Origin of the sequence: uncultured Desulfovibrio sp. (assembly GCF_944327235.1) — a bacterium.
Classification (GTDB): Bacteria; Desulfobacterota; Desulfovibrionia; order Desulfovibrionales; family Desulfovibrionaceae; genus Desulfovibrio.
This window is the reverse complement of sequence record NZ_CALVHE010000018.1, coordinates 1-16,299: the sequence shown is the minus strand read 5'-3', so window position 1 is coordinate 16,299 and position 16,299 is coordinate 1. Positions and strand designations below refer to the sequence as shown.

The 16,299-nt window shown below is 62.2% G+C and carries 8 protein-coding genes; 1 reads left to right on the top strand and 7 read right to left on the bottom strand.

Annotated elements, in window-relative coordinates:
• Positions 1–142: 142 nt before the first annotated feature.
• The 7 genes from rpoC to Q0K00_RS04395 all read right to left on the bottom strand — a co-directional run bounded on the left by rpoC (position 143) and on the right by Q0K00_RS04395 (position 15,220).
• The gene (gene rpoC, locus Q0K00_RS04425; RefSeq protein ID WP_297227627.1) at positions 143–4,312 is read right to left on the bottom strand and encodes a DNA-directed RNA polymerase subunit beta'; all 4,170 of its coding nucleotides are present in this window, start codon (positions 4,310–4,312) and stop codon (positions 143–145) included.
• Positions 4,313–4,376: 64 nt separating this feature from the next.
• Positions 4,377–8,600: a DNA-directed RNA polymerase subunit beta gene (gene rpoB, locus Q0K00_RS04420; protein ID WP_297227626.1), complete on the bottom strand. Its 4,224-nt coding sequence runs from the start codon at positions 8,598–8,600 to the stop codon at positions 4,377–4,379.
• Between the two features lie 613 nt (positions 8,601–9,213).
• Positions 9,214–9,993, bottom strand: coding sequence for an amino acid racemase (locus tag Q0K00_RS04415; RefSeq protein WP_297227624.1), 780 nt, complete (start codon positions 9,991–9,993; stop codon positions 9,214–9,216).
• Between the two features lie 58 nt (positions 9,994–10,051).
• Positions 10,052–11,053, bottom strand: a complete 1,002-nt coding sequence (locus Q0K00_RS04410; protein ID WP_297227623.1) for a D-cysteine desulfhydrase — start codon at positions 11,051–11,053, stop codon at positions 10,052–10,054.
• A 65-nt stretch (positions 11,054–11,118) separates the two neighbouring features.
• Positions 11,119–12,321, bottom strand: coding sequence for an aminotransferase class I/II-fold pyridoxal phosphate-dependent enzyme (locus tag Q0K00_RS04405; RefSeq protein WP_297227622.1), 1,203 nt, complete (start codon positions 12,319–12,321; stop codon positions 11,119–11,121).
• A gap of 65 nt (positions 12,322–12,386) precedes the next feature.
• A complete protein-coding gene (gene hisD, locus Q0K00_RS04400) occupies positions 12,387–13,697 on the bottom strand; it encodes a histidinol dehydrogenase (protein ID WP_297227620.1) in 1,311 nt (436 codons plus the stop codon).
• 44 nt (positions 13,698–13,741) lie between these two features.
• Positions 13,742–15,220 carry an APC family permease gene (locus Q0K00_RS04395; protein ID WP_297227619.1) on the bottom strand — a complete coding sequence of 493 codons (1,479 nt, stop codon included), beginning with the start codon at positions 15,218–15,220 and terminating at the stop codon, positions 13,742–13,744.
• 213 nt (positions 15,221–15,433) lie between these two features.
• On the opposite strand from Q0K00_RS04395, the gene Q0K00_RS04390 reads away from it, so the two are divergent.
• A complete protein-coding gene (locus Q0K00_RS04390) occupies positions 15,434–16,120 on the top strand; it encodes a GntR family transcriptional regulator (RefSeq protein ID WP_366937602.1) in 687 nt (228 codons plus the stop codon).
• Positions 16,121–16,299: the final 179 nt, after the last annotated feature.

Genomic DNA, 16,299 nt, shown 5'->3' with positions numbered 1-16,299 from the left:
CGGCTAGGCAAGCATCTTTTGCCCGGCAAGAGGATGTTGCCGCCCAGGCACGGCAGGCTTTGATCGGCAACGGCGAGCCGCTGCGTGAAGGACGCAAAAAAGCCCCCGGCTGTGCCGGGGGCTTAGTCTTTTCTGGGAAGGGCTAGGAACCGAGATCCACGAGCACGGGATTCTCTTCCAGATCCTCCAGGAACTTGTCGGGCCGTTCCCGCTGATCGGGCACGACGATGTCGCCGTGCACGTACTCGCGGTAACCGGTACCGGCAGGGATGAGGCGGCCGACGATGACGTTTTCCTTGAGGCCGCGCAGATAGTCCATCTTGCCCTTGAGCGAGGCTTCGGTCAGCACCTTGGTGGTTTCCTGGAAGGACGCCGCCGAGATGAAGGAGGACGTGGTCAGCGAGGCCTGCGTGATGCCCAGTACCAGCGGTTCCGCCGTGGCGGGCTGGCGTCCTTCGGCCATGACCTTGGCGTTTTCGGCCTTGAATTCGGCCTTGTCCACCTGTTCGCCCACAAGGAAGCTCGTGCCGCCGGAATCCAGGATGGTCACCTTCTTGAGCATCTGGCGCACGATGACTTCGATGTGCTTGTCGTCGATGCCCACGCCCTGGAAGCGGTAGACTTCCTGGATCTCGTCCACCAGATAGCGGGCAAGATACTTTTCACCGCGGGTGCGCAGGATATCGTGCAGTTCGGGATAGCCTTCGGTGAGCGGATCGCCCGCCTCCACGAAATCGCCGTCCGTGGCGGTGATATGCTTGCCCTTGGGCACGAGGTATTCCTTGGCCTCACCGATCTCCGGCGTCACCACGAGCTTGCGCTTGCCCTTGGATTCCCCGGCATAGGTGACGGTACCGGAGATCTCCGAGACCACGGCCATGTCCTTGGGCTTGCGCACTTCAAAGAGCTCGGCCACGCGGGGAAGACCGCCCACGATGTCCTTGGTCTTGGACGTTTCGCGGGGCTTGCGGGCGATGATGTCGCCGGCCTGGATGGTCTCACCGTCCTTGACCATGATGATGGAGCCCACCGGCAGGCTGTAGACCGCCGCCGTGTGGCTCGAGGTGCGCATCTTGACGTTGCCTTCGTCATCGCAGACCGATACGGACGGACGGAAGTTGGTGGTGCGGTATTCCATGATGGTCAGGGAAGCCTGACGGGTCACATCGTCCACCTTTTCCTGCACGGTCTTGCCGTCCACGATGTCGGTAAAGCGGATATTGCCGTCCACTTCGCTGACGAAGGGTTCGTTGAAGGGGTCCCATTCGGCCAGCACGATGCCCTTGGTCACTTCCTGTCCGTCCTGCACGTTGAGGCGTGCGCCGTTGGGCAGGATGTACTTCTCACGCTCGCGGCCCTGCGGGTCCACGATGGAGAGCTGGCCGCTCTTGCCGATGACGAGCTGGACGCCGTCACGGTTGGTGACGGCCTTGACGCGGTTGAAGATGACCCGACCGGCGTTGAGCGCCTCGAACTTGTTCTTTTCGATGGTGCTGGAGGCCGTACCGCCGATGTGGAAGGTACGCATGGTGAGCTGGGTGCCCGGCTCACCGATGGACTGGGCCGCGATGATGCCCACGGTCTCCCCGATGTTGACCAGATGGCCGCGGGCCAGGTCGCGCCCGTAGCAGAGCGCGCAGATGCCGCGCTCGGACTGGCAGGTCAGCGGCGAGCGCACCATGATGGAGGACACGCCGTGCTGTTCGAGGATCTGCGCCTCATTCTCGTTGATGAGGGTGTTTTCCGGCAGCAGGACCACGTCGGGATTTTCGGGATCATAGACAGGGTAGAGCAGCACACGCCCGATGGCACGCTCGGACAGGGGCGTCTTGATGTCGCCGCCGTCCTTGAGGTGGGTGAGTTCCACGCCGTCCACCGTGCCGCAATCGTGCTCGGAGACGATGACATCCTGCACCACGTCCACGAGGCGACGGGTCAGATAACCGGAGTTGGCCGTCTTGAGAGCGGTGTCGGCCAGACCCTTGCGTGCGCCGTGGGTGGAGGTGAAGTACTGCAACACCGACAAGCCCTCACGGAATGAGGAGGTGATGGGCGTTTCGATGATTTCCCCGGAAGGCTTGGCCATGAGACCACGCATACCGGCGAGCTGGCGCATCTGGTCCTGGTTGCCTCGCGCGCCGGAGTTGGACATCATGAAGATGGGGTTGAAGCTCTGGTTCTTTTCCTGACGTCCGGTCTTGGGGTCGGTAAGGATATCGTAGGAGATCTCCTTGGTCATTTCCGCGGAAACGTCCTGCGTGGCCTTGGTCCAGACGTCCACGACCTTGTTGTACTTTTCGGTACGGGTGATGATACCGTCCCGGTACTGGCGTTCGATGTCGTCCACTTCCGCCTGCGATGCGGCCAGGATCTCCTTCTTGCGCGCCGGGATGGTGAGGTCCTTCACGCCGATGGTCACACCGGCGCGGGTGGCGAACTCGTAACCCATGTCCTTGAGGCGGTCGCAGAGGATGACCGTGGCCTTGATGCCGCACTGGCGGTAGGCAGCGCCCACGAGGCGGGCGATGTTCTTCTTGGTGAGGATGAGGTTCACATGCTCGAAGCCCAGTTCGGGGGGCAGGATGTTGCTCACCAGCACGCGTCCGGGCGTGGTGTCGTAGATCTTGCCGTCGGGCATACGCACCCGGATGCGGGCGTGCAGGGAGACGGAACCGGCGTCGTAGGCGGCTTCCACTTCCCACGGGCCGCAGAAGGTCATGCCTTCGCCTTCCTCGAAGCTGCGTTCGGCGGTCATGTAGTAGAGGCCGAGCACGATGTCCTGCGAGGGCACGATGACCGGGCCGCCGTTGGCCGGAGAAAGGATGTTGTTGGTGCTCATCATGAGCACGCGGCACTCGATCTGCGCCTCCACGGACAGCGGGATGTGCACGGCCATCTGGTCGCCGTCGAAGTCCGCGTTGTAGGCGGAGCAGACCAGCGGATGCAGACGGATGGCCTTGCCTTCCACCAACAGGGGCTCAAAGGCCTGGATACCCAGACGGTGCAGGGTCGGAGCGCGGTTGAGCAGGATGGGATACTCCCGCACCACTTCGGAGAGGATGTCCCAGACCACCAGTTCCTCGCGCTCCACCATCTTCTTGGCGCTCTTGATGGTGGTGGCGTGGCCGCGCTTCTCCAGCTCCGAATAGATGAAGGGCTTGAAGAGTTCCAGCGCCATCTTTTTCGGCAGGCCGCACTGATGCAGCTTGAGGTAGGGGCCCACGGTGATGACCGAACGGCCGGAGTAGTCCACGCGCTTGCCCAGCAGGTTCTGACGGAAGCGGCCCTGCTTGCCCTTGATCATGTCGGACAGGGACTTGAGGGGACGTCCGTTGGTGCCCGCGATGGCACGACCGCGACGGCCGTTGTCGAACAGGGCGTCCACGGCTTCCTGTAACATGCGCTTTTCGTTGCGGATGATGATCTCCGGCGCGCCCAGCTCCATGAGCCGCTTGAGGCGGTTGTTGCGGTTGATGACGCGACGGTAGAGGTCGTTCAGGTCGGAGGTGGCGAAGCGGCCGCCGTCCAGCGGAACGAGGGGACGCAGTTCCGGCGGGATGACCGGAATGACTTCCATGATCATCCATTCGGGCTTGTTGTTGGATTCGAGGAAGGCCTCGACGATCTTCAGCCGCTTGGTGATCTTCTTTTTCTTGGTCTGGCTCTTGGTGGTCTCGCCTTCCTCGCGCAACTCGATGCGGAGCTTCTCGAGGTCCAGCTCTTCCAGCAGCGAGCGTACGGCCTCGGCGCCCATGCCCACGGTGAGCACGTCGTCGGTGCCGTAATGATCCAGGATCTGGAGGTACTGGTCCTCGGAGATGACCTGCTGCTTCTGCAGGTTGGTCTGGCCGGGATCAAGCACGATGTAGGAATCGAAGTAGAGCACCTTTTCCAGATCGGCCATGGTCATGTCCAGCAGGGTGCCGATCTTGGAGGGCAGGGTCTTGAGGAACCAGATGTGGGCAACAGGCGCGGCAAGCTCGATGTGGCCCATGCGCTCGCGGCGCACCTTGGAAGCGATGACTTCCACGCCGCACTTTTCGCAGACGATGCCGCGATGCTTCATGCGCTTGTACTTGCCGCAGTTGCATTCGTAGTCCTTCACGGGGCCGAAGATCTTGGCGCAGAACAGGCCGTCCCGCTCCGGCTTGAAGGTGCGGTAATTGATGGTTTCCGGTTTCTTCACTTCGCCGTAGGACCATGCGCGGATGGCTTCGGGCGAAGCGATGGAAATCTGGATGGCTTTCAGGTTGCGGATGTTGGTCACGTTGGCCGACGTGCCGCGTACGGTGAAGAGATCGTCCAGGCTCATATAGCTACCTTGCTTGTCAAAAGCTCGTTACAGTCCTTGCCTCTGTCCGGCGGATGGCCGGCAGCTACTCGTCCACTTCCTGCTCACGCATGAAGCCGACGCGCTTGGGCTTTTTCTTGCCTTCTTCCTCGTGCAGGGTCACGTCGAGGCCCAGGCTCATGAGTTCCTTCACCAGCACGTTGAAGGACTCGGGCAGACCGGCTTCGAGGAAGTTGTCGCCCTTGACGATTTTTTCGTACATCTTCACACGGCCCGTCACGTCGTCGGACTTGACCGTGAGGAATTCCTGCAGCAGATAGGCCGCGCCGTAAGCTTCCAGAGCCCAGACTTCCATTTCCCCGAGACGCTGACCGCCGAACTGGGCCTTACCGCCCAGAGGCTGCTGGGTCACGAGGCTGTAGGGGCCGGTGGAGCGGGCGTGGATCTTTTCGTCGACCAGGTGGTGCAGCTTCAGGATATACATGACGCCGGTGGTCACGCGGTTCTTGAAGGGCACGCCCGTACGGCCGTCATAGAGCACGGTCTTGCCGTCATGCGGCATACCGGATTTGACCATCCAGCCCCAGATCTCGTCTTCCGTGGCGCCGTCAAAGACCGGCGTACGGGTCACGATGCCGTTGCGCAGCTTCTTCACCGAGGCGATGAACTCTTCGTCGTCCATGCTGTCCACCAGCTCGTTGATGGCCTCGGAGTTGAACACGTCCTTCACGTCGGCGCGGACGGTGGCCACAGCGGCGCCGGAGTCCACCAGCTCAGCGAGCTGACGGCCGAGCTCCTTGGCGCCCCAGCCGAGGTGTGTCTCCATGATCTGGCCGATGTTCATTCGCGAGGGCACGCCCAGCGGGTTGAGCACGATGTCCACGGGACGCCCGTCGGCAAAGAAGGGCATGTCCTCTTCCGGCAGGATGCAGGAGACGACACCCTTGTTCCCGTGACGGCCGGCCATCTTGTCGCCCACCGAGAGCTTACGCTTGATGGCGATGTAGACCTTGACCATCTTGATGACGCCGGGGGGCAGATCGTCGCCTTCGGTGACCTTTTCGCGCTTGGAGTCGTAGATGCCCTTGAGGTACTCGACCTCCAGGTCATAGGCGCGCAGCAGTTCGGCCACGTTGTCGTTGACTTCCTTGCTCTTGAAGAGCCCGGCCAGCTTCCTGACGGGGATCTGCTCGAGCTGCTCCTCGCTCAGCGCCGCGCCGGCCTCCACCAGCACCTCGCCCTTCTTCTTGCCGGGCACGGTGGTGGCCACCTGCTTGCCCACGACATGGGGCGCGATGAGCGTGCGCGTCCGGTCGGAGAGCGCGCGCAGGTGATCGGCTTCCTTCTGGTCGAGCACGGCGGTCTCGTGGGCCTCGATGGCCAGGGTACGCTCATCCTTTTCGCCGGAGCGACGGTTGAAGACCTTGACGTCGATGACCGTACCTTCCACTCCCGGCGGCACCTTGAGGGAGGTATTCTTCACGTCGCGGGCCTTTTCACCGAAGATGGCCCGCAGCAGCTTTTCTTCAGGGGTGAGCTGGGTCTCGCCCTTGGGGGTGATCTTGCCCACCAGGATGTCGTCAGGCTTCACGGCCGCGCCGATGCGGATGATGCCGCTCTCGTCGAGGTTGCGGAGCATGTCCTCGCTGACGTTGGGGATATCGCGGGTGATCTCTTCCGGTCCCAGCTTGGTGTCGCGGGCCACCACCTCGAAGTCCTCGATATGGACGGAAGTGAAGATGTCTTCCTTGACCACACGTTCGGAAATGAGGATGGAGTCTTCGTAGTTGTAGCCGCACCAGGGCATGAAGGCCACCACGAGGTTTTTGCCCAGCGCCAGCGTGCCTTCGTCGATGCCCGGACCGTCGGCCAGGATCTGGCCCTTTTTCACGATCTGGCCGGGATAGCAGGTCGGCTTCTGGCCGAAGCAGGAGTTCTGGTTGGACTTGTGGTACTTGAGCAGATCGTAGGCCTTGACGCCGCCGGACTGCTTGAACAGCCCGCCTTCATAGGCCACCACGATGCGGTCGGCGTCGGCGTATTTGACCACGCCGTCGGCCGGGGCCACGATGCAGGCGCCGGAGTCGCGCGCCACGTCCACTTCCATGCCGGTACCCACCAGCGGCTTTTCACTACGCAGCAGCGGCACGGCCTGGCGCTGCATGTTGGAGCCCATGAGCGCGCGGTTGGCGTCGTCATGCTCCAGGAAGGGGATGAGCGCGGCGGAGATGGACACCATCTGGCTGGGCGAGATGTCCATGAGGGTCACTTCGTCACGGGAGCGCATCTCCACTTCGCCCTTGACGCGCACGGTGACGAATTCGTCGGCCAGACGGCCGTCGGCGTCGATGCGCACATTGGCCTGAGCCACCACGGCATCGGATTCGCGCGAGGCGTCGAGATGCACGATCTCATCCGTGACGTAACCGTCGCGAATGACGCGGTAGGGCGTTTCGATGAAGCCGAAGTCGTTGACCTGGGCAAAGGTGGTCAGCGAGACGATGAGACCGATGTTCGGGCCTTCGGGCGTCTCGATGGGGCAGATGCGTCCGTAGTGGGAGGTGTGCACGTCGCGCACTTCAAAGCCCGCGCGCTCACGGGTCAGACCGCCGGGACCCAGAGCGGAGAGACGCCGCTTGTGCGTCACTTCGGACAGGGAGTTGGTCTGGTCCATGAACTGCGAGAGCTGGGACGTGCCGAAGAATTCCTTGAGCACGGCCGCGACCGGCTTGGGATTGATGAGGTCATGCGGCATGAGCGTGGAGATCTCCTGCAGGCTCATGCGCTCCTTGATGGCGCGTTCCATGCGCACGAGGCCGATGCGGTACTGGTTCTCCACCAGTTCGCCCACCAGACGCACGCGGCGGTTGCCCAGATGGTCGATGTCGTCGGCGGGGCCGTGGCTGTCCTTCAACTGCACGAGCACCTTGATGGCGGTCAGGATGTCGTGATCGTTGAGCGTGCGGTTCTCCAGCAGACCGTGGAATTTTTCCTCAAGGGTCTTGCCGTCCTCGTTGACGAACTTCTTGTCGTAGGCGGACAGCTCGGCCCCGGCCACCGCCTGCGCGGTGAGGGCAAGGCGCTGGTTGAGCTTGTAGCGGCCCACGGGCGACAGGTCGTAGTAGTCGGGATTGCGGAAAAGATTGTCGAAGAAGCTGGCCGCGATCTCCGCGGTGGGCGGGGAGGAGGGGCGCAGACGGCGGTAGATCTCCTCCTGAGCCTTTTCCTGATCCGCGATGCGGTCCTGCATGAGGGTGTCGCGGATGGAGGAGGAGGTGTCCGTGCCCTTGGTGTGCAGCACGGCGATGCGCCGGATGCCCGCATCCCGCATACGTTCCAGCAGACCGGGAGTGATCTCGTCCGCGGCTTCGGCCAGTACTTCGCCGCTGCCTTCGGCCACCACGTCCTCGGCAAGGAACATGCCGTCAAGGGTGTCCGGGCGCACTTCGATGGTGGGGATGCCCGCCTCGCAGATCTGCCGCCAGCCGCGCTTGGTGATGAGTTTGCCCGCCTTGACGAGGACCGTGCCGTCCGGAGCGGCGATATCGGCGTAGGCATTGTCCTTGCGGTAGAGGTCCTTCTCCACTTCCCAGAACAGGCGGTCGGGATCGGCGAGCTGGTAGTGCTCGCGGGTATAGAAGTAGTCCAGGATGTCCGTCTTGGTCATGCCCATGGCCTTGAACAGGATGGTGGCGGGCATTTTGCGGCGGCGGTCGATACGGACGTAGAGGATGTCCTTGTGGTCGAAGTCGAAGTCGAGCCAGGAGCCGCGCATGGGGATGACGCGGCAGGAGTAGAGCACCTTGCGGCTGGTATGCGTCTTGCCGCCGTCGTGCTCGAAGATGATGCCGGGCGAGCGCTGGAGCTGATTGACGATGACGCGCTCGGTGCCGTTGATGATGAAGGTGCCCTTTTCGGTCATCAGGGGCAGGGTGCCGAAATAGATGTCCTGCTCCTTGATGTCGCGGATGGTCCGGTTGCCGGAGGCTTCATCCATGTCATAGACCACAAGGCGGACCTTGATGCGCACGGGCGCTTCGTAGGTCAGCCCCTTGGAAATGCATTCGGCCTGATCGTACTTGGGCTCCTGAACTTCGTAGCTCACGAACTCCAGACTGGCGGTCTTGTTGAAATCTTCGATGGGAAAGACGGTGTGGAACACGCCTTCCAGCCCTTCATCGGGCTTGCGGTCGGCCTCGGCCACGCCTTCCTGCAGAAACTTCTCGTACGAGTCTATCTGAAGATTGAGCAGGTGCGGGATGGGGAGCGAAACTTTGATCTTGCCGAACTGTTTGATAAGCTGGCCCATGCTGTACCTCAAGTGGGTAGCGGTTGCGCTTCGGTTCCTGACGCCGGGTGGGGTGGCCCCGTGCCGCCGGGCGGACGCACGCTCTGCGGGCGACGTCAGTGTGCCGCTGTCCGAAGCGTAGTTCCCTTGGGTTTCTGGTCAAAGACGCAACAAAGGACAAACGGGCGCACCCCCCTTTACGGGGCGTTCCGTTTGCCTGCCTGAAAAAATCTATGCCGTGCGTGTGCGTTTTGCCGTCGTGACCAGAGTATCCCCCAATGCATTATAGGAATCAATGCTCATAGCCTTAGTTTTTCTTTTTGGCAAGTCTTTTTTTCCCGCAGCCTTTTTGCCGGGCGGCGCGCTTCCGGTCTGCGATCGTGCAGGGAGGAAGGAAAACAAAGCCCTCCTTTTCGGTGTGCGGCGAAAAGGAGGGCGGGCTCTGCCGACTGGAGGCTACCATGACCGACAGGATGCCTTTCAGGAGTTTGCTTATGCCTGGAGCTCTTTCGGGTCGCGTCCTTGCTGTTTGCCGGCGTACGTTTGTGCCAAAACGTTTTGCCGGCGGGTCGTGCGTTCATTTTTCCTGCCGCCGGGCGGGAGGAGGCTCCCGGCGGCAGGGCAGGGATGTCCCCTACTTGCCGTCGGAGCATACGACATGGGGTGCGAACGCCTCGACGAGGCAGCGCGCCAGGATGCGCGTGGGGTCCACGAGGGGGATCCCCCGGAAATCCTTGCCTTCCAGCGCCAGCGGCAGCTCGGTGCAGCCGAGCAGGATGACGTCCGCCTGCCGGGAGCGCAGGCTTTCGGCCTGTGCTTCGATGGCTGCGCGCGCCTGCGCGGTGACAGGCTGGGAGAAGGCCTTGATGCCGAAGTCCGGATCGCTGATGGCATGTTGCAGGGCGTCGCGTCCGGCTTCGTCGGGATAGATGACCTCAAGTCCCGCCGGCTGGAAATGCTGCGTGAATACCTGCGACGCGTAGGCGCCCTGCGTGCAGAGGACGCCGATACGCCGGGCCTGGGGGAAGGTCTTGCGCAGATATTCCGCGGTGGCCGTGATCATGTGGATGAAACGGCCCGTGAAACCGGAGCGCTTCAGGCGCTCAAGGGCCACATCCAGCATGGGCGCGCTGTGCGCCGTATTGCAGGGCATACCGATGACGGTGGCTCCAGCCTGCGCCAGCCGTACCATGATGTCCCCCATGGCATGGCCGGGATTGGTCGGGCTGCTGCCCAGCAGGAACTCCACCCGGGGAGGGATCTCGTTGGGAAAGGAGTAGAGCATGACGGGGAGATGGTCCTGATCCCGGTGGGCAGGGCAACAGTCAAAGATCTTGTGTACCAGATCGAGCCCCGCATAGGGGCCGAGACCGCCGAGGACGCCGATGGAAGGAGGCAGCTGCTGGGTAGACATGTGGGTCGTTCCTGAGGCTGCCGGGACGGCAGCACGCCGTCCCGGCAGGTTGAAAGGCTTATTTGCGGAAGGTGTCAAGATAGGCATACAGGGCCGGGGAGCCGCCGGTGTGCAGGAAGAGCACATTGCTGCCGTCAGCGAAGTGGCCCTTGCGCACCAGGTCGATGAGACCGGCCATGGCCTTGCCGGAGTACACCGGATCAAGCAGGATGCCTTCGGTCTGGGCCAGCAGCTTCACGGCTTCCACCATGCTGTCGGTGGGCAGGGAGTAGCCGGGGCCGACATAATCGTCGAAGGCCACCACCTTTTCGGTGGGCAGGCTCACGCCGGCCCCGATGTAGTCCAGCGTTTCCTGCGCCAGCTTGTGCACGGCCGCTTCCTGCACGGGCTTGGGACGGTTGACGCCGATGCCGGTCACCGGGATGCCCGCATTGTTGCCGAACATGCCCGCGATGATGCCCGCATGGGTCCCGGCGCTGCCGCTGGGCACCACCATGTGGTCGATGTTGATGCCTTTCTCGAAGAGCTGACGCAGCGTCTCCTCGGCGCAGCTCACATAGCCGAGAGCGCCGATCTTGTTGGAAGCGCCGCCGGGCACGATATAGGGCTTTTTGCCCTGCGCCTTGAGCTTGTCGGCCACCTTGCCCATCTCTTCCATCATGTTGCTGCCGCCGGGCACGACGGTGATGCTCTTCACGCCCAGCAGCTGGAAGAGGAAGTTGTTGCCGGAGGCTTCAGGCTTGTAGCTGTCCGTCACGCGCTCTTCGAGGACGAGGTGGCAGTCCAGCCCTTCCTTGACGGCCCAGGAAAGGGTCAGGCGGCAGTGGTTGGACTGGACGGCGCCGCAGGTGATGATGGTGTCGGCGCCCTGCGCCAGGGCGTCGGCCATGACGAAGTCCAGCTTGCGGGTCTTGTTGCCGCCCGCGGTACCGGGCAGGAGGTCGTCACGCTTGATGTAGATGTTGACCTTGCCGCCCAGCGCCTTGCTGAAGTTGGGCAGGTATTCGAGGGGCGTGGGTTCGGTGACATAGCCGCGACGGGGGAACTTGGCGAGATTCATGCTGAAAACCTCAATATCTGGTTAGAGGATGAAAGACAGGGGGCGAAAACGGACTTTACGGCGCACTAGCGCAGGCCCATTTCCGTAACGACCTCGGCAATGATGTCGGCAATGACGTCGCAGTCCTCGACGGTGAAGGTCAGGGGCAGGCGCATGTCGCACATGGTGGCCAGCACGCGCCGCGTGGTGGGCAGGTCGAGCGTGGCCAGATAGGGGAAATACTGCCAGCTGTCATAGGCGCTGGTGAAACCGTTGGGCTCCTTGTTGCCGAACCATTTGACGGAGACGCCGCGTTCGGCGCACTTGGCGATGAAGGTCTCGATATCGGCGTAGCCGGCCTTGGGCAGGTTCCACTGGATGGAGCTGCCCACATAGCTTTCGCGGGGGTCGCGCTGCGGGCAGACGACGCCGGGGATGGCCTTGAGCCGGGCGGCCATGTGGTCATGCAGCACGTTCCAGCGGCGGCACTGCTCGTCGAGGATCTTCAGCTGCGGCAGCAGCAGCGCGGCGCGCAGATTGTCCATGCGCGAACTGAAGTTCGGCGTGACCTTCTTGACCTTCTCGAAGACCGAGACATCCGGGCGGGCCGTGTGCGCGGTATAGAGCATATAGGAGCCGGAGTACATGATGGCGCGGGCCATGACCAGATCGTCATTGGTGATGAGCAGGCCGCCCTCGCCGGAGTTCATGTGCTTGTAGGTCTGGGTGCTGTAGCAGGCCGCGTGCCCGAAGGTGCCGCTCTTTTTGCCGTCCCAGCTGCCGCCCATGGTGTGGGCGCAGTCTTCCAGCAGGATGAGGTCGTGCTTGCGCACCACTTCCATGACCTTGTCCATGTTGGCCATATGGCCGCGCATGTGCGAGAGCAGGAAGAAACGCGCGCCGGTCTTGGCGGCCTTGGCGTCAAGATCCTCGATGTTGATGGTGTAATCATCGGTGATCTCGACGAGTTCGATCTTGCCGCCCGCATTTTCAATGGCGCCGGGCACGGGTGCCAGGGTGTAGGCGTTGCAGAGGACGGTATCCCCGGCCTGGACGCCCAGACTCTTGAGCGCGATATAGAGCGCGCTGCCGCAGGACGCGCAGGCAAGACAGTAGCGGGAGCCCATATAGGCGGCAAAGGCCTCTTCCAGTTCCGCGGCATAGCCCTTTTCGCCGGGCATGGTGTTGTAACGGTGCAGGCGGCCGGTCTGCATGACGCCGAGCGCCAGCTCGATGCCTTCCTGAGGAATGGGTTCCTGCAGGGTGAAATCCTTGGTGAATGTCTTCATGTGAGGCTCCTTGCCGGGTTGCGGCGGCAGGCGGGACACGGCCGCCTGCCGTCATCGTTCGCTGTTTAGTACTTGGGATGTTCGTACACGGGGAAGTCCCACTCCCGGCCGGGATAGAACTTCCGCAGACGCCAGTCGCAGGCGCGCGCATGGCCTTCCATGCCTTCAACGCGGGAAAGACGGGAGGCCGCGCCGCCGATGATGTCGTTCTTGTCCGGATCGATGTGCTGATAGGTGCAGATCTTGAGGAACTTGTGCACATTGAGGCCGCCGCTGTAGTAACCGGCCTTCTTGGTGGGCAGGATGTGGTTGGTGCCGGAGCACTTGTCGCCGTGCGGCACGGTGCTGCCCTCGCCCAGGAAGAGCGAACCGAAACAGCGCAGGCGGGTACGCCACCAGTCAAGATCTTTCGCGATCACCTGGATGTGTTCGGGAGCATAATGGTCGCTGACGGAAGCCATCTCTTCGCGGTCGTCGCACAGGACGATCTCGCCGTAATCGCGCCAGGCGCTCAGCGGCACGTCGGGGTTGGGCATGTCGGCGCAGAGCTTGGGCATGAGTTCAAGCACCTGTTCGGCCAGCGTCTCGCTGGTGGTGAAGAGCCAGACCGGCGAATTGTAGCCATGCTCCGCCTGAGAGACAAGGTCGATGGCCACCGTCATGGGATCGGCCGTTTCGTCAGCGATGATGCCGGATTCCGTGGGACCGGCGAACACGTCGATGCCGCAGAGGCCGGAACCGCTCAGCAGGGCCTTGGCTTCGGCCACGTAGGCGTTGCCGGGACCGACCAGGATATTGGCGGGCTTGCCGGTGAACAGACCGTAGGCCATGGTGGCGATGGCCTGTACGCCGCCCATCTCAAGGATGATGTCCGCACCGGCGATATGCATGGCGTAGCAGGTGGCGGGGTCGATGTGCGTGCCGCGCGGCGGGGTGGCGGCCACGATGAAGGGCACGCCCGCCGCCTTGGCCGTGGCCACGCTCATCAGGGCCGAGCAGGCATGGGCAAAGCGGCCGCCGGGCACATAGCATCCGGCCACATCCATGGGGATGATGCGCTGTCCCAGCACCACGCCGGGCGTCACTTCGGTCTCGAATTCATGGATGCTCTCGCGCTGGGCCTTGGCAAAGCCGGAGACCTGCTTGTGGGCGAATTCCAGATCGCGCTTGACGCTTTCGGGGACCATGCCGATGAGTTCCTGACGCTTGGCGTCGCTCAGGATGAATTCCTGATCCCAGTTATCGAACTTCTTGGCCAGCTGGCGGACGGCATCTTCGCGTCCGGCGCGGATCTCTTTCAGCATCTGCTCGACGGCGATGCGGGCCTGCTTGCTGTTGTCTTCAGCGGACTTGGTGGCTTGCTTGATGTAACGCATGATCCTGCTCCTTCGAGATTTATGAATTATTTCATGAAATTTTTCTAGCGAAAAATTTTCCCTTCAGTGAAAAGCAACGGGCGGGCCGTATCGCCAAGCAGCATGTACTGGAGCTGCTCCGTGGAGATGGCCTTGAGCTCGTCTGCGCGGCGGCGGTAGAAGAGGACGCCCAGCACGCACCAGACCAGCAGCAGTCCCCAGGATTCGGCGCTGATGGCGGCGGGGGAACCGGGTACGGCCAGCAGAAAGAAGCTCACGACCGAGATCCCGCAGCCGAGGAAGGCTATCTGCCGGGCGAACGGCAGGGTGACGCGGTCAGCGTGCCGGACGCTGTACCTGTAGGCGGTGTAACAGGTGAAGAAGTAGCTCAGGGCGGCGCTCAGGGCACAGGTGTCCGTCAGCCAGACCAGCACGGGACGGCCGAACCAGGGCGCCAGCAGGGAGAAGAGCAGCACGAAGAGGATGGCGTTGACCGGGGTCTTGTGTTCCGGGTGGATGCGTTCGAACCAAGCCGGGATGAACTTGCTGCGCCCCATGCTGAAGAGGATGCGGGTAGAGGCGATGAAATACCCGTTCATGCCGCAGAAGATGCCCGCCAGCACCGGCACCGCCAGGATGATGCCGCCCCACTTGCCGAAGGCCATACCTGCCACGGCGCCCGTCAGCCAGGGATGATCGGCGGCAAGGAGCTCGGGATACGGCCGGATGATCGCCACGGCGGCCAGTACGAGCGAGTAGAGCACGCAGCCGCAGACGATGGAGATGACCATGAGCATGGTGGACTTGTCGTGGCTGAAATTGAACTCCTCGGCCGTCTGCGGGATGGTGTCGAAGCCCTGATAGAGGAAGGGGGCAAGCGCCACGACGGAGATGATGCTCACGAACAGGCCGTTCTGATCATTGTAGAGCGGCATCAGATTGGTGGAGCCCGCCCCTTCGTCTATGCCGGAGCCGACAGCCAGCGCCACCACCCCGGCGGCCAGCGAGAGCGAGAGCCACAGCTGGACGGTATTGGCGCAGTTGCTGCCGCGATAGTTCATGAAGGCGAAGAAGAGGATGACCAACGAGATGAGGACGATCTCTCCGGCGTACACGTTCCAGCCCGCAATGCTGTAGAGGTGTCCCGTTTCAAAGGCTCCGGGCAGGAGGAAGCGCGTCAGCAGGAGGATGGCCGTCGCATTGAGGGAGATGACGCAGATGTAGCTCAACGCCAGCCCCCAGCCGCACACCACGGCCGCCAGTCGCCCCAAGCCCACGAATGCGTAGGCAAAAGCGCCGCCTGCCACAGGGTAGCCCTTGATCATGATGCCGTAGCACAGAGCGACGATGCACAGGGCAAGACCGCCGACGGCAAGACCGATGAGACTGGCCAGCGGGCCGGAGTCGGGCAGGAAGCGCGTTCCCGGCAGGATGAAGCATCCCCAGCCGATGATGGCGCCTACCGCCAGCGCCCATGCCTGCATGGGCAGGACGGTCTTGCCGAGCTCGTGGCGGTGGTGTGTGTGCTGATGGTCATGCTGCATGGTCTTTCCCCTGTTCGCAAAAGGTTGAGGTGCCATGTGCCCACGGATCACGGAAGTTTTCTGTACCGTTGGTGCTACTCTAGAAGGTCGGCACGAAGAAGTCAATATTTTATGAAATATTTTATGAAAAAAAGAGCGCGTACGCGGGAAAGCCAGGATACATAAGGCATAGCGGTCGTTGGGTAGGGTTGAGAGCGTATTGACCCGCCTTATATGTCAGCGTATATATATCGCATGAATTCTACAAAAAAACAGCGAAATAGTTCGACAAAATCGCACGCCGCCTATGAGATGATCCGCGACATGATCATGAGGGGGGACGCCCTGCCCGGTACGCGCCTCATCCTTACGGACCTTGAACAGCGTCTTGGAGTCGGCCGCGGGCCTATCCGTGACGCTCTCCTGTTGCTGGACAAGTCCGGCCTTGTGCAGAATATCCCCCACAAGGGCGCTATCGTCATGCTCCCGCCGGGGTTTCGCGAGATGAAGCTCATCTATGAGCAGCGTTGCAGTATGGAGCTGGCGCTTGCCGAGGAAGCCATGCTGCAGGCCACCCCCGCCGAGCTGGATGCGCTGGAGGAGACAGCGCGCGAGATGGAGTCCGCCGGAGAGGAGATCTATTTCTTCCATATGGACAGGGAGTTCCATCGACGGCTCTATGAGCTGTCGCGGATGCCGCATCTTGTCGCCGTGGTGGAACATCTCATGGACTTCGTGCAAGCCTTCCTGACCTTGCGGTCCTACTCCGTGGAGCACAAGGAGTTGTTCAACCAGCAGCACGCCGCCATCATTGCCGCCCTGCGCAGCAAGGATGCCGCACTGTTACGGTCCACGCTGGAAAAGAACATCATGATCGGCCTTGAGCTCGTGCATGAGGAAATGAAGCGCTTCCGACGGTAAGACTGCCGGGGCCGTGCGCATTACGTTTTTTGAGGGGGGCAAGTCCCCCCTTGCTTCGTTGTTGATGCCTGTACGTCCATGCGCCCGCAGGGCCTGCCAATACTAGGTAGTGTCGTCAAATTAAAGAGTGTGTTATAATCTCTTCACTTACACTGAGGAGAGACTATATGGCGGCACAT